The sequence below is a fragment of the Parabacteroides sp. HGS0025 genome (assembly GCF_000969845.1).
Taxonomy (GTDB): Bacteria; Bacteroidota; Bacteroidia; order Bacteroidales; family Tannerellaceae; genus Parabacteroides; species Parabacteroides gordonii.
The window spans coordinates 3,668,763-3,693,183 of record NZ_KQ033902.1; the positions used below are offsets into that span (position 1 = coordinate 3,668,763).

The window sequence follows — 24,421 nt, forward strand, 5'->3', positions numbered from 1 at the left end:
AGTTTATTTACTGATTAATAGTCTTCAATATCAAATCTTTCAACTGCTGCTCCGTTGGAAGTTGTAGTTTATATTTAGACACAAAGATCTGTTCATCCAAACCTGTTGTTGCATATTGAACTAAAGCATTATTCTTATCTGTTACCAACAAAATTCCAATAGGTGGATTATCTCCGGGCTCCATCATCTCCGCCCGATAATAATTCAAATATGAATATAATTGCGACACATGAGAATGATTAAATGCAGAGATTTTCAGTTCGCAAAGAACATGACATTTCAATATTCTATGGTAAAATACCATATCAATAAAATAAAACTCATCACCAATCAAAATACGCTTTTGTCTTGCTTCAAAGCAAAACCCATTCCCCAATTCTATAATGAAATCACGCAAATGGTCGAGTAAAAGTGTTTCAAGTTCATCTTCTTTGACAAATGATAAACGTTGTGGTGGGATATTCAAGAACTCAAAGAAATAATCATCCTTGACAGCATCAGTGACGGTCTGCGGATGGATTTTCTGTTTGATTACAGATAATGCATTTTCTATATTACCGGACAAACCAACCCGTTCATAACTCAAAGATTCGATCTGACGTCTAAGTTCCCGAACAGAAAGTCCGGTTTGAATGGTTAGCATCTCATAATACATTCGTTTAATAGGATCATCAATCTTTAGTAGCTCAATAAAATGAGAGAAAGATATTGAAGAAAATATTTTATCGGCAGGCATTCCATCTATATCACACTCACCATCAACGACTTGCAATTTATGCGACAGTGTCGCACAAATCTCTTCTTTATCCTCTTCCAACGATTTATGTGACGCTGTCGCATAAATTAATCGAAATGAGCCGCTAATAAGTCTGGCAAATGCAGGATAAGTAAGATAAAACTTTCTCGACCATTGAAATAAGGTCACATTTAATCCTTTCTGATTCAATTTTTGTTCCAGTTTCTTCAATAACTGTTCACCATATTGCGCCCGGTCTTCACCATTCTGTTCAAACTCCACAATGTAAAAACCCACAAGCCAATTACGTATAGTCTGGAATTGGTTGACTGCTTTTACTGCATTCTGCTGTAATTGCTGATGAGTATTCTCTATGATAGCTGCTAACTGCTCAAAATTCATTACTACTAACTTTTCATATTGCATCCAAATGTACTTAATATTACATAATCAAATGTATAAAAACATTACTATTTTCAGTTTTACCCTCATATATAAATTCTTCTGAAATAAATAATTACTTTTGTTTAATCATAAAATACTAAATAATTACCGAATCATGTCATACTGCGAATACATAAATACCATCACTGGTTGGGCTCTCGATCTGAACAAAACATATCACGATGAGAAATATGGTTTTCCTATCGAAGATGATAACGAACTGTTCGGCAGGCTCCTGCTGGAAATCAACCAGGCAGGCTTGAGCTGGTCGACCATATTGAGAAAAGAAGCAGCTTTCCGTATTGCTTACGACAAGTTCGATATCGAAACGATTGCCAACTATACGGAAACAGAAGAAGCCAGGCTTTTATCCGATCCCGGTATTATCCGGAACAGGCTAAAAGTAAAAGCTGCCATCCACAATGCACAGGTCATTATGGAACTGAAAAAGGAATACGGCTCATTCAAAAGCTGGCTGGATCATCATCATCCTAAAACCAAAGACGAATGGACAAAACTGTTCAAACAAACATTCAAATTCACCGGTGGGGAGATCGTCAATGAGTTTCTGTTAAGTACCGGATATCTTGAAGGTGCCCATACGCCCGATTGTCCCATATACCAGAAAATATTGGACAAAAACCCGGCATGGAGAAGATTATAACACACTTTTCTGTAAAGCCCGGTATTCACTGGCAGCCATCCCCGTATGTCTTTTAAAATAACGTCCCAGATAGGATTGATCAGGAAAATGGAGTATTTCGGCTATCTCCTGAATGGTATATTCGGTAGACTGAAGAAGTACTTTTATTTCCAGGATCACCCGCTTGTCGATAATCTCTTTCGGTGAAGCAAAAGAGCTGCAAGCATGGCAAACCATGCGGAGATAAGAAAGCGTTATGCAAAGTTTGTCGGCATAAAACAAGGCATCACGCTGTTCGCGGCAATGCGTATCGAGTAAAGACATAAACTGATGATAACGCTCCTGCTTACGGGTAAATTTACCGACCGTTTGCTCAAAATAATTTAGACTTTTATCGTACAACCATAAAAGATAATTCTGTATAAAATTACGGAGCATCAATGCATTGAACTGATTACTTTTATCTTCAAAGATCAGTTTTCCCATATTCATCCAGACAGCTATATTTTTTAATAGCGAAGACTCATCCGGATAAGTATAACAAGGCGTTTCACGCAGGTAACTGGAAAACGGCACTCCCAAACGAAGGCTCACCTCATCATACACTTCCTTAGGAAACGTCAATATTTTGACATGAAATGTTTCTGAAGCACTCAGCAGATAAAAGGTCGTACCCGGCAAAACGATCATTTCCGTATTCTTCACGATTTCACATTTCTGTACACCGACCGAGACAACAGCCTCTCCTTCCGTGCACAATAAAATAAAACCACCTTCCATCCTGAACGGATAGTTAAGCAGCATATCCAGATTCGTCTCACTGTACCAGAACGACTCATTAAAGAACGAAAGATTCTTTTCCATCAGTTTATTTTAATACACAAAAATAGTTCTTTTCAGGAATAAAACCAACAAGAGAGTTGCGATAATGAACAATACAGTCGTACTTATGAAAAGGATCAGGCATTTATATCGGCCTACCTTTGCTGCGTTAAAAAATAAATCGTTTAAACATTTCAGCAATGTCAAAATTAAAAATGGATTATGCGGGGGGAAGTATCGGGAAGTTGTTTATAAAACAATTAGTCCCCAACATCCTGGGAATGGTGTTCGGTGCCCTGTTTATAATTGTAGACGGGATATTCGTAGGAAACGGGCTCGGAAGCGATGCCCTGGCTGCCATCAATATAGTTGTACCGATCTTTACCGTCATGACCGGTATCGGCCTGATGTTCGGTATGGGAGCAGCAATTATCGCAACGATCCACCTATCGAGAGGTAAACGCAGCAGTGCCAATGTGGTGATCACCGAGTCGTTCATTATTTCATCGCTGCTGATGTTTCTGTGTTCCATTATTGGAGTATGTTTTCCGGATGAGATCGTGATCCTGCTGGGTGCACCTTCCGGTATCGTCAGCCAGGTAAGTGAATACCTGATCACATTCTCTTGTTTCTCGGTATTCCAGATGGCTTTGAGTTCGCTACCTTTCTTTGTCAGGATAAGCAGTCCGAATTACAGTTTACTCTGTTTAAGTGTTGCTACGGTTCTAAATATTATACTCGACTACCTGTTTATCTTTGTATTCAAATGGGGGTTGTTCGGTGCTGCTTTTGCAACCGGGCTGGGTCAGGCTGTAGGTACTATTATGCTTATAGGCTTCCTGATGAGAAGATCGTCTCCCATCAGGTTTGTCAGACCTCGTATCAACAGGAGAAATATACAGTTTGCTCTTGGCAATACAGCCTCGATCTGCCGGCTGGGATTTCCGGTGTTACTGAGTGAAATAACAATTTCTGTTATGGCGGTAACGGGCAATTATACGTTCAGCCGTTATATCGGAGTGGATGGAGTGGCTGCTTTTAGTGTGATAAATTATCTGTTTCCCGTTGTATTTATGGTGTTCAATGCAGTAATACAGTCAGCACAACCAATTGTCAGTTACAATTACGGATTGAGACAACCCGCCCGGTACATAAAAGCCGTTCGATTGGCTTTATTTTCGGCGATAGGGATCAGTACGGTATTCGTTTTAGTATCTACCTTATTCAATCAAGTGATCGTATCGATGTTTATACCTGATCTTACCAACCCTGCCGGAATACTTGCAGCCGAAGGATTGCCTTATTTCTCGTTGGATTTCATTTTCTTCGGGATCAACGTTGTTGCCATCGGATATTATATGTCGATCGGGAATGTCAGACGGGCACTGATCTTCACCACGATACGCGGAATTTTACCGGTGATATGCTTTTTGATTCTGCCGGTATGGTTCGGTACGGTAGGTATCTGGCTTTCAGTCCCGGTAGCAGAAATACTTTCGGCTTCCGTAGTTGCTGTCGTTGTTTTCGCTAAGCGGAAACAACGACAGTGCTAACTAGGCATAATACCTTCAATCATCACAGAGATCCTCAAACGACTTAAATTTCCCTATCAACAACATAACCGATTCGGGTTTGCATCGACCGAATAATAATTCTAATTGATGGAATTTTTCTTCCATTGCGCAATACTTCCGAGGGGAATGATTTGTCCCTCTTCCGCTCCACGCAAAGCCGGATTCGCCTGTCGACAAAAAAAGATCCGTGACAAAAGATATTCCGGCTTTCTTTCCTGTCAGTATCTATTTTTTATTTAATGCTTCAAGTAACATCTTACCCGGTTTGAACTTCACGCTGTTGCGTGCAGGAATAACGGTCGGCACACCGTTTTTCGGATTACGCCCGGGTCGTTCTGCCTGTTGCCAAAGAGTAAATGTCCCGAAGCCCAACAGCATAATAGTTCTTTCTGTCAGAATCTCCTCTTCTAGAATTCCTTGGAAAGAATGAATAAAATCTCGCGCCTGCACCTCCGTAACCGACATGCGAAGGGCTATCTTTTTTACTAAATCTGTTCTGTTCATATGTATAATTTATTAGAATTATTACTTTTTCAAAACTCTTTCCATATCTCCTTACTGCCCCAATCGGTCACTTTCACACCCACACTGACACTTCCCTTGAAATTGACAAACACGTTAAGCAGCCGCCCCTCGACAGCCCGGAGAGGTTTACCCTGGCTATCGGACACAATAGTGGTCTTTAGTACGTTCCGGTGATAAATATCAATTTTAATATCATTATCCGTAGAGAATATATTAAAAACGGAAGAGACAAAATCTCCCGTATTATCGAACGCGGCATCAGGACTGTAGCTTACATCCGCACCATTAAGCTTACCGTAAAAATCCAGTCTGTCACTGCTTTTCCGCAGTACGTAATGAAACTCTCCATCCGTATCTCCAACATATTCCTTGAGATAACGTGCCGTAACAACAACACCCGATGTTTTACGTTTAAGGGACAGCACCTTTGTGGAAGTTTCGTTTGCCAGCATATCTATGGAACCGTAAAACAGGTCATCGGGTGAACCGGCGAGGGGCAGTGTTGTTTTAGTTTGGATAAGAGATACAAATGCCGTCTCCAAATGGTCACCTTTATGGAGCGTGGGCATCAACTGGTTTCCTTGTCTGCCGTTTCCCCATACCACCACCGTCAAAGCCTCGTGGTCGGGATAATCGAATGTTATAGATTCCAGGAGAGTACCCTCGTAGGAGTCCAGAAATTTTTTATCTTTATCGAAGATATAAAACGTAACATCTTTTACGACCTCGGCATCGATCTCATTTCCGTCCTCATCAAAGGCCGTAACCTTCAATGAAAACTGGGGTGTACCGGCATCTTCTCTGGCACATCCGGCAAATACAAATGCCGCAACTAACACGGAAAGTAGTAGCCCAAAAGAGTTACGATATTTGTTGTGTTGCATAACAGTTAATTTTAATATTGAAGAATAGTAACCTATAGTATATTATCTTGCAACGGCATTGCATCTGCCGTTGCAAGAAGGTAAATAGGTTGATTAGTTAAATTCTTTATTTATAATTTTTGCCTCCCATGTGGCTGCATTCACTGTAATTGTGATTTCTGCGGATTTCGGTAAATCTTCAGGGGGGGTTGTTCCACCACTACCTCCACCATTATTAACATTACCTGTAAGGGTTAATGTCACGGTATATTTTTTACCGGGCTCAATTGTCATACCCGCATCCGAAGCATTAAAATGTACAGGATAGTAAATCAGATCCTCCGTTCCATCGGCATTAGTACGGGTCGATGCGATAGTCAGGATGGTCGGACGTATCAAGCCGCCTCCGAAATCATGATCGCCATTGTAACCGAATGTGTAAAAATGGTATTCTACCTCCCCAGAGGTTGCAAACGGTTGCTCCACCGTATCATTCAATACATCTGCCTGAGCTACGCCGGTAGTAGTAGCCGTTGCTATTCCGGAAAAGAAGTTGCTTTGAGTCACTTTTTCCGCACTTTCCGCGAAGAATTTACCGTCCGCTCCGGCAAACAATAGAGCCACACTGTTATCGGCAATTGAAACTGAGCCTACCCCCGGAGTATTATTCCTACGTTTGTCCATAACCACCACGTCGATTCGTGCCGCTACAAACGCCAGGTTTACAGAAACCGAAGCCGTCGATGGATCTCCTGAGCTTAATCCCGGAGTGAACGGGCCAACCAAACTCACACCACTCATCCACAGGTGGTCCGAAGTCTGAGTCGACGCACCTGTTTCATCGATAAGCTTGCCCGTGCGGGTTTTAAGGTCATTTTCATCGGTTATGCCCGCAAAAGGCCCTCCATCGATTACTCCCGTATTAGCAACGACATAGATTTTGCTTGCGGTTGTATTTGCATCATTCACGACGCCGTCAGCAGCACTGTTCATATACTTAGGTGTACCTACGAGTTTACCACCAGCATCGAACAGAAATATAATGTAATCGTTTACTGCGACATCTGTCGCATCTCCAGGATCACCTGTCGCTTTGCTCATCGACTCTGCCGAGCCCTTGATTTTAACAGTTATGCTAGCTTTACTCCCTGCCGAAGTCATATTTTCCGTTGTATCTTCTTTTGAACAAGAGAAGATAGTCAGGATAGCGAAAGCCACTGCTAGAAATTTAATTTTAGTCATTGTTTTTCTTATTTAAAATGTTTATAAATTATTTACAAGATCTAATGATATAATATTGCTTATCAACAGTTTTATTTTATTTAATAGGCCCATACTTTATGCTCCCTTATACACCGTACCCTTAACAAATCCGTCTTAGTCCCGTGAACAGGGCCACCCGCCGAACTGCCACCCTCTTTAAGCAGCACTCTATATATCAATTGTTCAGGTCGCGTCTGCTCTTCTGAACTGGTCGAGTATACCTGGTTGTTATCCGGATACCTTACATTTTGATTCTTCAAATCATTGTGCGTAGGCATAAACCAGTTGGCCTCACTCTCATCGATTATACCGTCACCATTCATGTCGCGGTTCTTTTCATGACAATAGCGTGATGCCGAACTTTTATAGATAGGGTGATAAATATTTTCAGCTGGATCAGGATAAAAATATGGAGCAACAGTCGGTTTAGTGTAATTGGGTATCGGACCGGTACCTCCTGTTTTACCATTACCATACATCTCCCGATAAGTTTTCCCGAAGTTTCTCGGCAAACGAGAGTTTATGCCTTCCCAGTTTACCTCAACATCGGTATAAACTGTATGTGCTGTCATTAATTGGCCATGCTCAGTCTTGTGGCCACTAGGTCCATCATATACAACAGTTCCTGAATATCCCCATTGCATCGTGGTCGTTCTCTGCAGCGATGGATCAATACCCGGATTCAGTGCCAGTGCAGCTTCCTCGATCCTTTCGAATACAAATGTTCTCTTGCCTACTATTCTTAAAGCAGTTTCGTTAAAAATAACCGGGTAGGTATTTATCATAGCTGCTGTTTGATCCCCCTTCGGAAACAAGTCTAGATATCCCGTCTGAGTAACAATATAGTCTTTCACTTCAGGCCTTGATCCATTACCGCCTTTATAGAACGAGAAACGGATAGTGGCGCTGCGGGTACCGTCAGGGTCGTCACCGTTCTTAAAGAAATCATCGGCATAAACATATAGTGTATTGTTCGTAACCGTCACACCAGAAAAAGGAATATCCGTAATCTTATAACACATGCGGTAGGTTGCATCGGCATATGTCATCGCATCGTCGTCCTCTTGTCCCTCGGGAATGGTATTCCAGCCACCCTTATCAGCCAAAGCCGCCCTCACACTTTTGTGCGGGATATATTTGGCACGGACAAAGCTGCCGGGCTCACCCGTCTGTTGCTGCCACTCATCATGCGGAGCTTCCTGCTTCACCTGGTGAAACATCAGATTCAGGGGTGATATTTTAAGCCATGTGGCTTCAAAACCGTCCTCGTCATAAGTTCTGCCATCCGCATCCACGATCTCCATTGTAGCCACTCCTTCGGAAGCATGGATACGCATTGGGCGGAAGTCCGGATGACAGTCCATATCCAGGTTATCCCCGTGATCTACCCTGAAATCGCCAACGTAATATTCTACATTCGAATCCACATCAATGTCGTTGAGTCCATTTACCGTTACGTTAAAGGTGTAGTGATTGCCACGAACGATATCATAGTTGCTGTGATTGTCTTCCCCCAGATAGATATAGGCGGAAACCTGCTTGGTTTCGGATCCAAACTTGTGCATCGCGCTGATCAGGATGGCTGTAGCGCGCTTGGGTTTAAACCAGGCTTTCCCCTTATCATCTTCATCATCAAATGCCATTTCCGGATATTGAGCCTCTTCCACAGGCAAAGCTCTATCGACACGTCCCCCACGCCGGTTTTCGAACAAATAGAGTTCCTGAGTGACAGATTTGTTTTCCATATCAATTTCGTCAAACGGGTTATCCTCTCCTGTAGTAAGCCAATACTTAGCGTCGTTGTTGATCTCCGGATCAGGGTTTACGTCCCCGGTTGCTGGAAAAAGATAACTGCTTGTAGGAGCATCTACCACATCCCAACCCAGCACAGTTACCTCCTGGTCTTCAGGGGTGTTGACTCTGACCTTCAGCGTGACCTTGGCTGCGAGGAATTTGAGTTCAATCGCGTCCGGTAACACGTTTTCCCCATCCTGAATATTCACATCCTCCGCATAGCCTGTCATCATTAACGGATTATCATCAAGCCCGAAACCAAGTTCAAGAGCAGCTACCGTAGCATCTTCGAGTTCCGGGTAGGTGTAGATGGCCTCCAGCCGGCTGTCAAGTCCATCCGCCACATTGGCAACGACACAGATTTTGCAGTTGCTACCCGAAAAAGTTTCTACATCCAGTGAAGTGCCCAGATCACCGGTGTATTTCCGGTTGGTCAAGATATCTCCTTGGTTGTTAAATATCATCACCCGCAGGCTCTCAATCTTTTTTTCCTTGTCAGGTGACATCGCCCGGGTCTTCCCGCTGCCCATCGTTGCCATATCCATTTTCAGACTTACCAGAGCCGGCTTGCCCTCCTTCACATTGCTGCCATTATTCCTTAATTCTTCATCAGAACATGATGTCGACAGCAATACTCCAAATAACAGTGTAATTATTATCTTTTTCATCTTTCATTTTATTTGCTGCAAAGTAAGAGTTGTTTTTCAAGGGAGATATTACAAAAGTTTCCAATTCACATAAACAATCTGTCTTAAATCGTATATTTCCCTTGTTTTTCATCCATTATCATATCTTTTCCAATACTTATTTCACCTGCAACAGCTTTTTCGATCAGCACAGTCGGGGTACATTTAAAATTGTGTTTGCAATAGGCCTGCAAATGTGAGAGGTTGTCAAAATCAAACTCGATCATCAACTGTTTGACTGTAATCCCGGGTTCAGCTGCTTTATTAATCATCCTGGTTAACTTTTTAATTGTCAGCCATTGTTTGGTGGTTATGCCAAACACTTCTCTGAATTTGGCATAAAAAGCCGATTTACTCATACAGGATAGCTCCATCAACTCTTTTGCCGATTTCACATTGCCATAATTCTCCAGCACAAAGCGCTTAAACTCGAATGACTGGGAAAGTATCGGATAAAACAGCCCGGCTAGTTCCTCTTTACTATAAAAATAGCGCAGACAAAGAAAAAGCTCATTGTGTTTCGCTTCGTGCAGATGCCCGCAATTCGCTTTATATTTTAGATAACAAACCGTCAATTCGCAAAAGACATCAAACGGGTATCTTATCGGTAAAGGCTCAAAATTGTAATCCATGCTATCAGCCAACTCGGTCAAAAGTTGAAAATTAAGTTTCTCACAACTGGTAGTCGGTGCTTCAAAGGCAAGAGTCAATATCTGAACATCTTCTAGACATTCCCCACTTACCAGTGATGCCTGAGCAATTAAAAAAAATTCTCCCCCACTGATTATCCTGTTTTCCGAAAGATTATAATTTAATCGAATTTTCCCTTCCAGTATAATAACAAGGTAATTTTTCATAGTCTCCCGTTCCAGTTTCCGGGTTGATCCTTTTTTAAATTCCTGAAAAAAAAATCCCGTATCGATCTCTTTGAGATATTTCCCACAGGTCAGATGCTCATTTACATAAAGCAAATTAGCTTTCATCGTTTGTTTCATATGCTTAGTCGTATAAAACCCTTATTTTGTAAATAAGGGAAACGGGCACTTTTTTAAAGATATACCGACTAATTAAAAGGAGATTTTGTTTATAAAGGCTGCTTTTTTTTGACTAAAAACAATGGAATATCAGCTATCAAACAGAATATAGTTGAAAAACGAGGTGTTATCAATAGTTAAAAACAAGGTTAGTCCTACCTGACTATATGCGTATTTTCGGATTATCACGAAAAACAGTTATTGCCTGGAAAAATTTATAAATAAATATGTAATTCAAGATATTTCTTTCTGCAATAGATAAATATATCAGTAGAAACCACTTCTTTTTCTCACTTAATTCTTTACATTTGCAATAAAATATCTTTTACATCATGATTTGTAAGGTGTAATCATTTAATTAATAACTTATTACATGAAACTTACCCTTATTTACAAAATAAGGGTCATGCCACCTTCACTAACAAATCCCCAACCGATTTGGTAATCATACTATTAGCCTCATTCATCACCGATTGATTCAATTGCTTAAGATAAATACGTGTAGTATTTTCAGAGGTATGTCCGAGTGCCTGGCTGATAACAGCAATCGGAATACCACACAATAATGCTTCGGATGCCCAAGTATGCCGGAAACGGTAAGTAGTCAACTGTATCGGGCTTATCAGAAATTGTCCGATCTCTTTCAAAGCTTCATTCTGGCATCTCAATAGTGATTTATAAGTTTCATAAGAAGCATTTTCTTCTTTAAGCAACGGAAAGAGGAAAGGTGTATCTTCCTGCTTATATTTATCCAGTATAATCTTCATCCCTTCTGTCATTCCGATACGTATCTCCGTTCCCGTTTTCCGACGATTGTAAATAATCTCTCCTTCCCTGATATTCTCCAGCTTAAGATGCACAAGATCCACAAATGCCATCCCGCAAGCCATAAAACTGAACAGGCTCAGATCGGCTGCCATCTCCAGTTCAGGCCTGTCGTCCAACTTGAGTCCGGCAATTTCCTCCATCACCTCACGCGACAATGCCCGTTTTGCCGTCGCTTGCTGTTTGATCTTCAATTTTGCAAAAGGCTTGCAATTCTTTACCTCTTCCGATCCATCAATCACCAGATTATACATCGCCCTGAAATTACTCAGATAGGTATTCACCGTATTCACTTTCAATCCTTTGCTTTTAAGATAGGCTTCGAACTCCATCACAAAGCGTTGTGTCACTCTCCTGAGCGGTAGCCTCTTTCCTTCACAAAACAACTCCAACCAGTTTGTGGCCGCCCGATACAGATCTGCAGTACTATCCCTCCCATCCTGTCTTTTCCGCGTTATACACGCCCTAAAACAGGAAAACAAATCGGATACCATCATTACTCTCTCGTTTTTCTTTCTCATATCAAATCTATTTTTCAATTATTATCCCCTTATTCCATGCTCTTTTCAAATATGAGGGGCTAAAAGAATCTTTAAACTCATCCTGTCTCGCTAAAGTTTGTAAAAAAACATCTATCTACATGTTTACAATCTTATCAAAATGTTTATACAACCAGCCTTTTATCATCTTTTTGTCACATTTTCGTCATTAAATAAAACTGTCAAAATCTCCAAAACCTCTCTTTCAGAGATTTTCATTCCATTTTTCAATACTTTTTTGACAAGATTTCAAAAATCATTTAGATGATTTTTAAAATGGTTTAAATGGTTTGCCAAGGTCATTTAGATGAGTAGAGCAAGTTATACTGATGAGTTCGGGAAATCATTTAGATAATCTTGCTGATGGTATACCAAACTGATTGTCGATTGATTGTTTGTGTAGAAATATGATATCTGGAAACTATTGGAGAATAAGATAAACAAGAAATAATCATGCTACGGTCAATCTGACAGCAAGGAGAATACACATTAAATAACAAAATGATATCCATCTTAAGTTATATACTAATCAGTAAAAAGTCATATTTTTGTAGAGCAATGCTTGAAACAAGTAGTTAAGCATTGCGTCACTTTGCCTACTTCATAGTTTTAAAAACTATATTCATAGATAATGAATAATTTAGAAAACATATATATTAAGAATAACCATAAAAATTCAACAACAATGAAATTTAGTAATGTAAGATTATTAGTTAAGGATTTTCCTAAATGCTTTAAGTTCTACTCTGAACAACTTGGATTAGAACCGGCTTGGGGTGATGAGAACAGTGGATATGCCAGTTTTAAGGTAGCAGACGGAATAGAAGGATTTGCTCTTTTTGTATCCGACTGGATGGCACCGTCTGTAGGTAATGCAAATAAAGAATTGCCAGTAGGGTTTCGGGAGAAATCACTTGTATCATTCAGTGTGGATAATGTTGATGATACTTATGCTGCTTTAAAAGGAAAGGGTGTGGTATTTGTCAATGAACCTACCAATATGGCTGATTGGGGGATGCGCACAGTACATTTGCGCGATCCCGAAGATAATTTAATAGAACTTTTTTCCCCATTGGCTCCGGAGCAATGTAGTGAAGAGCTAATAGAAGAATGTAAGAAATATGAATAAAGAAGGGAGTTCTCTTAGAAACCTCCTCTTTTAGAATCTGTATCTCCATACAGTTACTGGGACTGGACCAAGAACACCTAAAAAGTAAAGATAGTAAAGCCGGCCTAATCCCCGGCTTCACACTTTTTACGTATAAACCAAATTACATTAGAGGCCACCTCTCTCATTCATTCTTTCCTTGATTTTCCTCCAGGCATGCGTATCGAACAGACAGCTACTCCGCATGGTATCATACATTTCTTTAAACCGGGACATCGGTATCATAAAACTTAGAATATCCGGCTCAAAATAAGGACGTACGGAAGGATCGAAGAATCCGATGAACGTACGTTTTCCTCCTCTCGCATTTTCAATAACGGCCTGTGTGACTACGGAGCAACAACCGGAACCGAATAGAGAGGTGACAGCGTCTTGTGAATTATTATCGAAAAACGCCCAGGTAGCCAGACCGGAAAGCATATCGGGTGTCGCTAAAAACAGGATTCCTTCCAGATTATCAAAACTTTCGGCATTATCCATACGGGTAAAATTCAGATAATCCATTTTAGCTCTGGGAACCTGCAGATCTTCAAGAAATTCGATTACCCCTTCCGGAGTCTGTTTATATTTTTCCTTTAAGGATACAAATCCGGGAATTCGTTCCGGCATTTCCGTAAAACCTGTATAAAATTTTCCGCCACCACAACCGATAGTTTCGACACTCAAACTAACCGTTTGTCCGGCTCTGACCTCTTTCATACATTTAAATAAACACCCTCCGATTTTATCGACCGGATTTACCGGTTGCTCCGAATACCAAAAGACAATAGGAAGATCTACTTTATCTCCGAATGCTTCGCGATAGTTATTGAGAAATACTTGTATGTCCATGATACAGATGATTTATTGGTTTTGTCAAATATACGAAAAGATTCTATATGCTATGACCGGAAATATCAAAACAATCTGGCAGATAGCGATATTCGCATTACTGGCTTTCGTTGAAGATACAATTGTAATTATCCTAATGAAAAAACTGGAATTAAACAGGAAGAGTCTATTTTTCAATTAGAATAATAGTATATTTGAACTGTTATTTTCAATATCAATCTAAAGACTATAGCCATGTACGAACTTCAGCAAGCAGGTGAACAGAGCTACTATATAAACTCTCCGGCAAAAATCGGTATCTATCGGCAAAATGAGACGGATATTTATCTGATCGACAGTGGCAACGACAAAGAAGCCGCCAAAAAAATCATTAAAATCGCCGCACAGCAAAACTGGAAAATAAAAGGAGTCATCAATACCCATTCCAATGCTGACCATATTGGAGGTAACGCCTATTTGCAACAACAAGTCGACTGCCCTGTCTTTGCAAATGGAATAGAGGCTGCTTTTACACAGTACCCGATATTGGAGCCATCGTTTTTGTATGGAGGGTATCCATGCAAAGATTTACGCAATAAGTTTCTGATGGCTAAAGAGAGTCATACCTTGCCTTTCTCGGACAAGGATTTTCCCCAAGAGGTGGAAGTCATACCCTTACCCGGTCATTTTTTTGATATGGTGGGGTTCCGTACTCCGGATGATACTGTTTTCTTGGCAGACTGTATCAGCAGTGAAAATACCCTCAACAAATATCAGGTTTCTTTCATTTATAATGTAGCCCAATATCTGGAAACACTTGATTTCGTTGAAAAAATCGAGGCTGCCCGTTTTGTTCCTTCACATGCGGAAATGACGGCAGATATCAAAGGGCTGGTTGCTGTCAACCGGAATAAGATTTACGAGATTGCAGGTGCCTTACTCGATATATGTTCTACTGCTCAAAACTGTGAAAATATCCTCCAATCACTTTTTAACAAGTATGAACTATCTATGAACTTTGAGCAATACGTACTAGTAGGCAGCACGATACGCTCCTATCTTTCTTGGCTCAAGGATCTCGGTAAACTATCCGTCAGCTTTGAAAATAACATGCTCCAATGGAAAAGTATTTAATCATCAATATAAATTCAATATCATGAAAATTGTATCAGTACGAGAAAATCCAGCTTATAAGGATATCGCTATCAAATATTTTCAAAGCAAATGGCCTTCCGTATATCCTGTGCTCTATGAAGATTCTATTAATCACAGTATAGACTCTCCGAATCCACTCCCTCAATGGTATCTATTGGAAAAGGATAATGAAATAATTGGTTGCGCCGGACTGATCACCAATGATTTTATCAGCCGGATGGATTTGTATCCGTGGGTTTGTGCCGTATATATAGATGAAAACCACCGGGGACATTTTTACAGTACACTTTTATTGGAGAAAGCCAAAGAAGATGCAGTTAAAGCCGGTTTCAAGAATTTATACCTGTCTACAGAGCATATCGGATTCTATGAAAAGCTGGGATTCAATTACATAGGGCAAGGATACCATCCCTGGGAAGACGAGTCCCGTATCTATGAAATAAGGATAAAACCATAAATCCTACAGATAAATTATACATGATTCGAACTTTTTCAGCATAACTCATGCTTTGATTTTGAATAAATACATATATTTGCTTAAAATTAAATTTGAAGTTATGAGAATCATGTATTTTATCATCACCCTCGTTATCTGTTTCTGCACGACCACTCTCCAGGCAGAAAACAGAGCTAATGATCTAATGAAACAGGCTCAAAGTAGCCTGGAACAGAAAGACTACACTAAAGCCCGTTACCTATTCCTTCAAGCTTACAAAGCCTTCTCCAACGAAGGAGACTACACGCAAGCCATCGACTGTGGAACAAAAGCAACGTATCTTTATTATCGCGAGAACTACTATCAGGAAGCATTCGAACTTTGCCGCCAAATGACTCAATTTCTACTGACGGAAGAAGAAAAAGCGCAAAAAACGTTCTATGATCAACGTTTCCAGTTGACAAAAGAACGGTTGCAAATGTACATAAAACTGAAGAATGCTGCCCAGGCTCAACTTCAACTGAATACACTGGATAACCTGGCCAGCCAGTCCGGCAGCAGCAAGTTGTCAGACGACCTGTTATACACCCAGACCAGTTATTATTATACTTTCGGACAAAACGAGCAGGGAGACGCATCCTTCCAGAAACTTATCAACCAATATAAGGATAAAAAGGAATACGACAAAGTAAGCGATTGCTACAGGAACCTGATTGCTATTGCCCGTACGGCAAACAATGCTTCCCTGATGGAACGAACCTATGAAAAGTACATCGTCTGGACGGATTCTGTAAAAGCATTAAATGCGCAGGATGAATTAGGGGCATTACAGCTCAAATATGATGAAAGCCTGCAGACAATACAGGAAAAAGACGACAAATTATCCGGTAAACAATATATGATAGTCGGTCTCTGTACACTGGTTGTCATCCTTATTGCCGGATTACTTTTCGTTGCGTTCCTATTATTACGTTTCATTGTTCTCAACAAAAAACTGAAAAACATTATCAAGACTACCAACGAGCATAGCGAACAACAAACCTTGTTCATACAGAGTATATCAGAGCAGATGAAACCTACGCTCGATAAACTTGACGTATCAGCCAGGGAGTTGCGTACCACTGCTCCACAACAAGCCGGTTCGATCCAGACACGGGTAGATGCGCTAAAACAGTTCAGTGTAAACATACAGGAACTGTCTTCCCTGGAAAGCTCGCTGCTGGAACCGTACGAAACACAATCTTTCAATGTAGGTAGCTTCTGCAAGAAAACAATGGATAAGGTAAAAGATAAGATTAATCCCGATGTAGAAGTTATTGTAGACGCTCCACAACTGGAAGTAAAAACAAATGCTGAACAATTGGAACGCATCTTATTGCACCTGCTGAATAATGCGGCCCAATATACGACCTCTGGTAAAATATGGCTGGAATTCAAGAGAAAGGGTGCTCACCTTTGCCACCTTATTGTAACAGATAACGGAACAGGTATTCCTGACGAACAAAAGGAAAACCTTTTCAAGCCATTCAGCGAAGTCAAGGATCTGGCAGAAGGTGACGGACTAGGTTTACCTATTTGTGCCCTGATCGCCAATAAACTGAATGGCAATCTCTCTATCGATATGGAATATAAGAAAGGAGCCCGGTTCATTCTGGTATTACAGATATGAAACAGATCATATAAAACTCAGTAAAACCATCAGTATACAGAAGTCTTCCGGTATTCCCGGAAGACTTTTTTGTTCTCTGTCTCACCTGTCAACACCAGCTCAAATCCTAGCTTCTCACAAACTCTGACAGACCCTGTATTCTGATCATACATACGGGCAATAAGCTCCGTACAACCCAACCGATTGAAAGCGTAATCGATCAGTCCTTTGCAGACTTCCGTTCCATATCCCTTATTCCAGTACATTTGATCGATGATATAACCGACCTCCATCTTCTTCGGATCAGAAAAGGAGTTGAATAATCCGGCTTCACCGATAACCTTATTTTCACCTCTGAGTTTAACTGCAAACATGCCGTAACCTTTCGGATATCCGGTTTCATTAATTGCCTTATAACGGTTTTCAAGCTCTTGAAAAGTCCATTCATATTTACCCGACTGAATATACCTCATATTTACCTCCTGCGTATAGATGGATAAAAGAGCCTTCAGCTCCTCTACTATGGAAACTTCCTTTATAATGAGTCTTTCCGTTTCAAAATGAATCATACGGTTATATTTATCAAGAAACACATTAGTACCTAACGCCAGGACACGTTGATTTTCTATAAAGTCCTGGCCATATTTAAGCCATCGCTTCGTAAATGATTTGAATTTACTGCATGGAAAAATCCGGCACTGGAAACAATGAGTAATACCTTTCTCTTTACAACACAGATGAAAAGTTTTGCATCGCTCACATCTATCCGAATACTCTGCTCCCTCGCAGGGTTTCTTTATCCGTGTGTAATTTGGGCAACCTCCACAAAAGACGCCGCAAGCCGGAACTCTGCCATTGTAAACAATATCAATCATACAGAAATAAGCTAAATTTCCTGACAAAGATAAACAAATTCTATTCTTTGAATTATCATTGTGTTAGTTTTTCCTGAGAAAAGCGAGCAACAACACCTTATAGATTGTAACTAAAAACAGGCTTGTCAGTTTCATATTAATACTAATTACCCTAAATATCATGTCAAATAGAAACGTCATATCCCGATAAACAAAAAAAACGTCAATGTTTAACGTTACCACATATGTCATTATGAAAGAAACCATCTATATTTGCCAAACAATTTGACAACAAAATAGGTATTACACAAACATAAGGTCAACAAACAATGAAAGAACAGATCCATTTGAACAGAAAGCAGGGATTATATGATCCTGCGAATGAGCATGACGCGTGTGGAGTAGGAATGTTGGTAAACATTCATGGAGGAAAGTCGCACGACATTGTAGAGTCAGCCCTTAAGGTATTGGAAAATATGCGTCATCGCGGTGCAGAAGGTGCCGATAATAAGACTGGTGACGGTGCGGGTATCTTACTTCAGATCCCTCATGAATTTATTCTGTTGCAGGGAATACCCGTTCCCGAAAAGGGAAAATACGGGACAGGTCTGGTCTTTCTTCCCAAAGACGAAGCACAGCGTTCGGCCATCCTCAGCATTATGATCGAGGAGATCGAAAAGGAGGGGCTTACTTTGATGCATCTGCGGAAAGTTCCGGTAAACAGCGACATATTAGGAAAGGATGCATTGGCTACTGAGCCGGACATCAAGCAAATCTTCATTACCGGCTGCGATAATCAGCAGGAACTAGAATTGAAGTTGTACATCATTCGAAAACGCATTGAAAAGAAAGTCTCAGCTTCCGACCTGGTGGCAAAAAATGATTTCTACGTAGCTTCTTTGTCTACAAGGAATATAGTATATAAGGGGATGCTGGAGTCCATGCAACTCCGGCATTACTTCCCGGATCTGACAAATAACTACTTTACAAGCGGGCTGGCCCTGGTTCACTCCCGCTTCAGTACGAATACATTTCCTACCTGGAGCCTGGCACAACCGTTCCGCCTTCTGGCACACAATGGGGAGATCAACACGATCCGAGGAAACAGGGGATGGATGGAAGCGCGCGAAAGCGTACTCACCTCTCCTACCATCGGCAGTATCGAAAGTATCCGCCCGATCATTCAACCGGGGATGAGCGATAGTGCTTCGCTGGATAATGTGCTAGAGTTTCTGGTGGCATCGGGGTTGAGCTTGCCGCATGCGATGGCGATGCTCGTGCCGGAAAGTTCGAACGAAAAGAATCCGATATCGGACGACCTGAAAGCGTTCTACGAATATCATTCGATATTGATGGAACCCTGGGACGGCCCGGCAGCATTGCTATTCAGTGACGGACGGTTTGCCGGAGGAATGCTCGACCGTAACGGTCTGCGTCCGGCGCGTTATCTGATCACGAAAAATGATATGATGCTGGTGGCATCCGAGGTGGGCGTAATGGACTTTGAAGCCAATGAGATCAAAGAGAAAGGACGTCTGCAACCGGGCAAGATACTGATGGTAGATACCGAGAAAGGCGAAATCTATTACGACGGTGAACTGAAAAAGCAATTGGCCGAAGCGAAACCTTACAAAACATGGCTGGCCGCCAACCGCGTAGAACTGGATGAGCTGAAATCCGGCCGTAAAGTACCTCACACGGTAGATAATTACGATAAATTGCTCCGAACTTTCGGCTATAGCCGCGAAGATGTGGAAAAGATTATTGTACCGATGTGTACCGGTGGAGCCGAACCTATCGGATCGATGGGAAACGATACGCCGCTAGCTGTATTATCCGACCGTCCGCAATTATTATACAATTATTTCCGGCAGCAGTTCGCACAGGTTACTAATCCACCGATCGACCCGATCCGGGAAGAACTTGTGATGAGCCTGGAGGAATATATCGGTGCGGTAGGTAACAATATTCTGGTTCCCAGTGAAAGCCATTGCAAGATGGTACGACTTAATCATCCGATCCTAACCAACACGCAACTGGATCTGCTCTGCAATATCCGCTATAAGGGTTTCAACTCCGTAAAACTTCCGATGCTGTTTGAAGTAGCCAAAGGACGTGAAGGGTTGAAAGCCGCACTCGACGATCTATGCAAGCAGGCGGAACAATCCGTTACGGATGGTGTCAACTATATTATCTTAAGCGATAAGAATGTGGACGGGAAATATGCCCCGATACCCTCACTACTGGCTGTAAGTGCCGTTCATCATCACCTGATATCGGTACAGAAGCGTGTGCAGACGGCATTGGTTGTCGAGACCGGCGAGATGCGCGAGGTTATGCATGCCGCTTTACTATTGGGATATGGGGCTAGCGCTATCAATCCGTACATGGTTTTTGCCATATTGAAGGAGCTGGAAAGCAAGCATGAGATACAACTTAACTACGAAACGGCCCGTAAGAATTATGTAAAATCTATCTGCAAAGGGCTCTTTAAAGTCATGAGCAAGATGGGTATCAGTACGATCCGCAGTTATCGTGGCGCCAAGTTGTTTGAAGCTGTCGGTCTGGATGCGGAAGTGGCACGTACTTATTTCGGGGGGACGACCAGCAACGTCGGCGGTATCCGGTTGGAAGAGATAGCACGCGATGCTATTGCGCTGCACGAACAGGCATTCGACCGTCCGGTGGATGAAATGCTCGAACACAAAGGGATCTATAGTTTCCGGAAAGACGGCGAGAAACATGCCTGGAACCCGGAGACAATCTCTACCCTTCAACTGGCTACCCGTCTGGGGAGCTACAAGAAATTTAAAGAGTACTCGCAGATGGTGGACGGCAAGGAGTCGCCTATCTTCCTTCGCGATTTTCTTACGTTCAGGAAGAAAAAATCCATTCCGATCGAACAGGTGGAGTCGGTGGAGGCAATCATGAAACGTTTCGTCACAGGTGCCATGAGCTTCGGTTCCATCAGCAAGGAAGCCCATGAAACGATGGCTATGGCCATGAACAAGATACATGGGCGCAGCAATACCGGAGAAGGTGGCGAAGACGCTTCCCGCTTCATTCCCCGGAAAGACGGCCTGTCGCTGCGGTCGGCCATCAAGCAGGTTGCATCCGGACGCTTCGGCGTTACGACCGAATACCTGGTGAATGCAGACGAGATACAGATCAAAGTAGCCCAGGGCGCAAAACCGGGTGAGGGCGGTCAGCTGCCGGGTTATAAGGTAAATGACGTTATCGCCAAAACCCGCCATTCGATACCGGGCATTTCGTTAATCTCTCCCCCGCCTCACCACGATATTTATTCGATCGAGGATCTGGCACAGCTCATATTCGACCTGAAGAATGTAAATCCCCGGGCGGAGATTAGCGTTAAGCTAGTATCGGAAAGCGGTGTCGGTACGATTGCCGCAGGTGTGGCGAAAGCGAAGGCAGACCGTATTATTATCTCGGGAGCCGAGGGTGGAACGGGTGCTTCGCCGATCAGCTCGATCCGTTATGCCGGGTTACCGCCCGAACTGGGATTGTCGGAGACGCAACAGACATTGGTGATGAATAGCCTGCGTGGTCAGGTACGCCTGCAAACAGACGGACAGCTGAAAACAGGGCGTGATATTGTGCTGATGGCCTTGCTCGGAGCAGAGGAATTTGGTTTTGCCACCTCTGCGCTGATCGTTCTTGGTTGCGTGATGATGCGCAAATGCCACATGAATACATGCCCGGTCGGTGTCGCCACGCAAGATGAAACGTTGCGCAAGCGTTTCCTCGGACGGTATGAGTATCTGGTGAATTTTTTCACCTTCCTGGCCGAAGAAGTGCGCGAACATCTGGCCGAAATGGGTTACAGCAAACTGGATGATATCATCGGACATACGGAGTTGATCGTCCGCAAATCGTCAGATGGGATGACCAAGCACGATCTGCTCGATTTCTCCCATCTCCTGCATCTTCCGGAACAGGCGGCTCATACGCCTATCCATCACACAACCAATCAGGTACACCATATAGAGAATGTAAAAGACGTGGATATCATCAACCATGCCAAAGGAGCCATCGAGTTTCAGCAGGAAGTATCGCTCGATTACACGATCACGAATACCGACCGTTCCGTGGGTGCCATGCTATCCGGCGAGATTGCCAAACGTTACGGGAATGCCGGACTGCCTGATCATACCCTTAATATCAAGTTCAAAGGCTCTGCCGGACAAAGTTTCGGGGCGTTCCTGTCGCACGGAGTTCATTTCCGGCTGGAAGGAGAGGCGAACGATTATCTGGGGAAAGGACTTAGCGGTGGCCGCATCAGCCTGATGCCCCCTATACGTTCTACTTTTGTGGCCGAAGATAATACCATTGCCGGCAACACCTTATTATATGGGGCAACCGGCGGAGAAGTTTACATCAACGGACGTGTCGGTGAACGCTTCTGCGTACGAAACAGCGGAGCCATCGCCATTGTGGAAGGTGTCGGAGATCACTGTTGCGAATATATGACCGGCGGACGTGTCGTCGTGCTCGGACAAACCGGACGGAACTTTGCAGCCGGAATGAGCGGCGGTGTAGCTTATGTATGGAACAAGGCTGGCGACTTCGATTACTACTGCAATATGGAAATGGTCGAGCTATCGTTGATAGAAGACAGCACTGCTCGCAAAGAACTGCATGAACTGATCCGCAAACACTATCATTATACCGGCAGTCATCTGGCAGGAAAGATACTGGACAGTTGGGATAAACAGGTAGATCAATTTATCCGGATCGTCCCGATCGAATATAAAAAGGTTCTTCAAGAGGAGCAGATGAAAAAGTTACAGCAAAAGATTGAAGAAATGCAGCGTGATTACTAAATATGTGCGTATACGTTTAAAATTATTTATACAGAAACGCCATGCGCTCAACAAAACGCTTCGATAAAGATATTTTTGCGTTTTGTCGTATGCATTTATCCTTCGATAAGGATATTTATACGTTTTGTCGCATGTATTTATCATTCGATAAAGATTTTTTATCGCTTTTACGCGCGTATTTGTCTTTCGATAATTATATCGAAGCATTTTTACGCATGCGTTTGCTCTTCGATACGATTTTTGAAAAGCCCTTATCAGGTAAAAGGGTTATTTATAATCGTATTTTGATGAAAATATTCAAATGATGGTCTCAAAAAATTAAAATAGAAATTATATATGGCAAATCCTAGAGCATTCCTCACTATATCTCGACAAGAAGCAGGCTACCGTCCTGTAGAAGATCGTATCGGCGACTTCAGCGAAGTAGAACAAACACTCAACAGCAGTGACCGCCGTCGCCAGGCTTCCCGTTGCATGGATTGCGGTGTCCCCTTCTGTCACTGGGCATGCCCAATCGGTAACAAACAACCCGAATGGCAGGACTTCCTCTACAAAGGACAATGGAAAGAAGCCTTCCACGTATTGGAACAGACCTGCGACTTTCCTGAATTTACCGGCCGCGTCTGCCCCGCCCTGTGTGAAAAAAGTTGCGTATTGAAACTTAGTTGCGACGAACCCGTCACTATCCGTGAAAATGAAGTGGCTATCGTAGAAGCTGCCTTTCGCGAAGGTTTCATACAACCTGTACAGCCCGTACGTAACGGCAAACGTGTAGCCGTGATCGGTAGCGGCCCTGCCGGGTTGACCGTTGCCAACCAATTAAACCGTAAAGGGTACGAAGTGACAGTCTTTGAAAAAGACGAATTGCCCGGTGGCCTTCTCCGCTTCGGTATCCCTAACTTCAAACTGGGAAAAAACATCATCGACCGCCGTATCCGGCTGATGGAGAAAGAAGGTATCCGGTTCCGTGTCAACACAATGGTCGGAAAGGAAATACGGACAAAAGACATAGTCGGCGAGTACGATGCCGTCTGTGTAGCCATCGGTGCCGAGATACCGCGCGACCTGCCGATCGAAGGCCGTAACCTCAAAGGCATCCATTTTGCCCTCGAACTATTGGGACAGCAGAACCGCCTGCTCGAAGGCATCGCCATCCCCCCTAAAAACATCATCAACTGCAAAGGAAAGAAAGTCCTCGTAATCGGTGGTGGTGATACGGGGAGCGACTGCGTAGGCACGGCCAACCGTCACGGTGCCGCTTCTGTCACCCAGATCGAAATCATGCCTAAACCACCCGTCGGACACAATCCGGAGACTCCTTGGCCTATGTATCCGCAGATATTGAAGACCAGCAGTAGCCACGAAGAAGGTTGCATACGTCGCTGGTGCCTCACCTCTTCCCGTTTCATCGGAGATAAAAACACCCTGAAAGGCGTTGAAGTGGAAGAAGTGGAATGGTTGCCATCGAAGGATGGTAACCGGCCGGAAATGAAAATGACCGGAAAGAAAGAAGTCATAGAAGCCGACCTGGTATTCCTTGCTATGGGCTTCGTCCACCCCGAACAGGAAGGGCTGGTAAAAGAGCTCGAACTGGCCGTAGACGGACGCAAGAACATAGCGGTAGACAGCAACAACCGGATTGCCGGCAGCAATATCTTCGCCTGTGGCGATGCCGTCAGCGGTGCCAGCCTGGTAGTACGGGCAATGGCTTCGGGACGTAAAACAGCAGAAGCAATAGATAAATATCTAACCAAATAA

The 24,421-nt window shown here is 42.8% G+C and carries 18 protein-coding genes; 8 read left to right on the plus strand and 10 right to left on the minus strand.

Translation table 11 applies throughout. The features are described 5' to 3' along the window. Nucleotides 1-7 precede the first annotated feature (7 nt). Nucleotides 8-1,138 (minus strand): PDDEXK nuclease domain-containing protein, encoded by a 1,131-nt coding sequence (locus HMPREF1212_RS14315; RefSeq protein ID WP_046149817.1) that lies wholly within the window; start codon nt 1,136-1,138, stop codon nt 8-10. Nucleotides 1,139-1,295: 157 nt separating this feature from the next. Here HMPREF1212_RS14315 and HMPREF1212_RS14320 point away from each other — a divergent pair, with 157 nt between their 5' ends. Then, on the plus strand, nt 1,296-1,844 hold the full coding sequence (locus tag HMPREF1212_RS14320) for a DNA-3-methyladenine glycosylase I (protein WP_028728030.1): 549 nt from the start codon (nt 1,296-1,298) through the stop codon (nt 1,842-1,844). Here HMPREF1212_RS14320 and HMPREF1212_RS14325 read toward each other — a convergent pair. Then, nucleotides 1,839-2,687, minus strand: a complete 849-nt coding sequence (locus HMPREF1212_RS14325) for a helix-turn-helix transcriptional regulator (protein WP_028728029.1) — start codon at nt 2,685-2,687, stop codon at nt 1,839-1,841. The two genes, HMPREF1212_RS14320 and HMPREF1212_RS14325, sit on opposite strands and share 6 nt — an antisense overlap. Nucleotides 2,688-2,845: 158 nt before the next feature. On the opposite strand from HMPREF1212_RS14325, the gene HMPREF1212_RS14330 reads away from it, so the two are divergent. Continuing rightward, nucleotides 2,846-4,198: an MATE family efflux transporter gene (locus HMPREF1212_RS14330; RefSeq protein ID WP_046149818.1), complete on the plus strand. Its 1,353-nt coding sequence runs from the start codon at nt 2,846-2,848 to the stop codon at nt 4,196-4,198. A 246-nt stretch (nt 4,199-4,444) separates the two neighbouring features. Here the strand turns inward: HMPREF1212_RS14330 and HMPREF1212_RS14335 are convergent, their stop codons facing one another. The 6 genes from HMPREF1212_RS14335 to HMPREF1212_RS14360 all read right to left on the minus strand — a co-directional run bounded on the left by HMPREF1212_RS14335 (nt 4,445) and on the right by HMPREF1212_RS14360 (nt 11,730). Continuing rightward, the gene (locus tag HMPREF1212_RS14335) at nt 4,445-4,723 is read right to left on the minus strand and encodes an HU family DNA-binding protein (protein ID WP_028728027.1); all 279 of its coding nucleotides are present in this window, start codon (nt 4,721-4,723) and stop codon (nt 4,445-4,447) included. Nucleotides 4,724-4,752: 29 nt separating this feature from the next. Continuing rightward, a complete protein-coding gene (locus tag HMPREF1212_RS14340; RefSeq protein WP_028728026.1) occupies nt 4,753-5,628 on the minus strand; it encodes a FimB/Mfa2 family fimbrial subunit in 876 nt (291 codons plus the stop codon). A 93-nt stretch (nt 5,629-5,721) separates the two neighbouring features. Beyond that, nucleotides 5,722-6,849, minus strand: coding sequence for a fimbrial protein (locus HMPREF1212_RS14345; protein WP_046149819.1), 1,128 nt, complete (start codon nt 6,847-6,849; stop codon nt 5,722-5,724). 80 nt (nt 6,850-6,929) lie between these two features. Continuing rightward, nucleotides 6,930-9,332, minus strand: coding sequence for a DUF4906 domain-containing protein (locus HMPREF1212_RS14350; protein ID WP_052725005.1), 2,403 nt, complete (start codon nt 9,330-9,332; stop codon nt 6,930-6,932). Nucleotides 9,333-9,415: 83 nt separating this feature from the next. Beyond that, on the minus strand, nt 9,416-10,207 hold the full coding sequence (locus HMPREF1212_RS14355) for a helix-turn-helix domain-containing protein (RefSeq protein ID WP_157317019.1): 792 nt from the start codon (nt 10,205-10,207) through the stop codon (nt 9,416-9,418). Nucleotides 10,208-10,788: 581 nt separating this feature from the next. Further along, entirely contained in the window at nt 10,789-11,730 is a 942-nt protein-coding gene (locus HMPREF1212_RS14360; protein ID WP_082099888.1) for a tyrosine-type recombinase/integrase, read from the minus strand. Nucleotides 11,731-12,433: 703 nt separating this feature from the next. On the opposite strand from HMPREF1212_RS14360, the gene HMPREF1212_RS14365 reads away from it, so the two are divergent. Further along, entirely contained in the window at nt 12,434-12,877 is a 444-nt protein-coding gene (locus HMPREF1212_RS14365; protein WP_028728023.1) for a VOC family protein, read from the plus strand. Nucleotides 12,878-13,024: 147 nt separating this feature from the next. On the opposite strand, the gene HMPREF1212_RS14370 is transcribed toward HMPREF1212_RS14365, so the two are convergent. Beyond that, nucleotides 13,025-13,747, minus strand: coding sequence for a DUF169 domain-containing protein (locus HMPREF1212_RS14370; protein ID WP_046149820.1), 723 nt, complete (start codon nt 13,745-13,747; stop codon nt 13,025-13,027). Between the two features lie 234 nt (nt 13,748-13,981). Between HMPREF1212_RS14370 and HMPREF1212_RS14380 the strand changes: the two genes are divergently transcribed. The 3 genes from HMPREF1212_RS14380 (at nt 13,982) to HMPREF1212_RS14390 (ending at nt 16,986) form a co-directional block, all read left to right on the plus strand. Beyond that, nucleotides 13,982-14,860, plus strand: coding sequence for an MBL fold metallo-hydrolase (locus tag HMPREF1212_RS14380; protein WP_046149822.1), 879 nt, complete (start codon nt 13,982-13,984; stop codon nt 14,858-14,860). Nucleotides 14,861-14,882: 22 nt separating this feature from the next. Further along, the gene (locus tag HMPREF1212_RS14385) at nt 14,883-15,338 is read left to right on the plus strand and encodes a GNAT family N-acetyltransferase (protein ID WP_046149823.1); all 456 of its coding nucleotides are present in this window, start codon (nt 14,883-14,885) and stop codon (nt 15,336-15,338) included. Nucleotides 15,339-15,438: 100 nt separating this feature from the next. Beyond that, nucleotides 15,439-16,986 carry a sensor histidine kinase gene (locus HMPREF1212_RS14390; RefSeq protein WP_028728018.1) on the plus strand — a complete coding sequence of 516 codons (1,548 nt, stop codon included), beginning with the start codon at nt 15,439-15,441 and terminating at the stop codon, nt 16,984-16,986. A gap of 29 nt (nt 16,987-17,015) precedes the next feature. Here the strand turns inward: HMPREF1212_RS14390 and HMPREF1212_RS27345 are convergent, their stop codons facing one another. Continuing rightward, nucleotides 17,016-17,534 carry a GNAT family N-acetyltransferase gene (locus HMPREF1212_RS27345; protein WP_232430103.1) on the minus strand — a complete coding sequence of 173 codons (519 nt, stop codon included), beginning with the start codon at nt 17,532-17,534 and terminating at the stop codon, nt 17,016-17,018. Between the two features lie 614 nt (nt 17,535-18,148). Between HMPREF1212_RS27345 and gltB the strand changes: the two genes are divergently transcribed. Both gltB and HMPREF1212_RS14405 read left to right on the plus strand, forming a co-directional pair. Next, the gene (gltB, locus tag HMPREF1212_RS14400; RefSeq protein ID WP_046149824.1) at nt 18,149-22,663 is read left to right on the plus strand and encodes a glutamate synthase large subunit; all 4,515 of its coding nucleotides are present in this window, start codon (nt 18,149-18,151) and stop codon (nt 22,661-22,663) included. Nucleotides 22,664-22,999: 336 nt separating this feature from the next. Then, the gene (locus tag HMPREF1212_RS14405; RefSeq protein ID WP_046149825.1) at nt 23,000-24,421 is read left to right on the plus strand and encodes a glutamate synthase subunit beta; all 1,422 of its coding nucleotides are present in this window, start codon (nt 23,000-23,002) and stop codon (nt 24,419-24,421) included.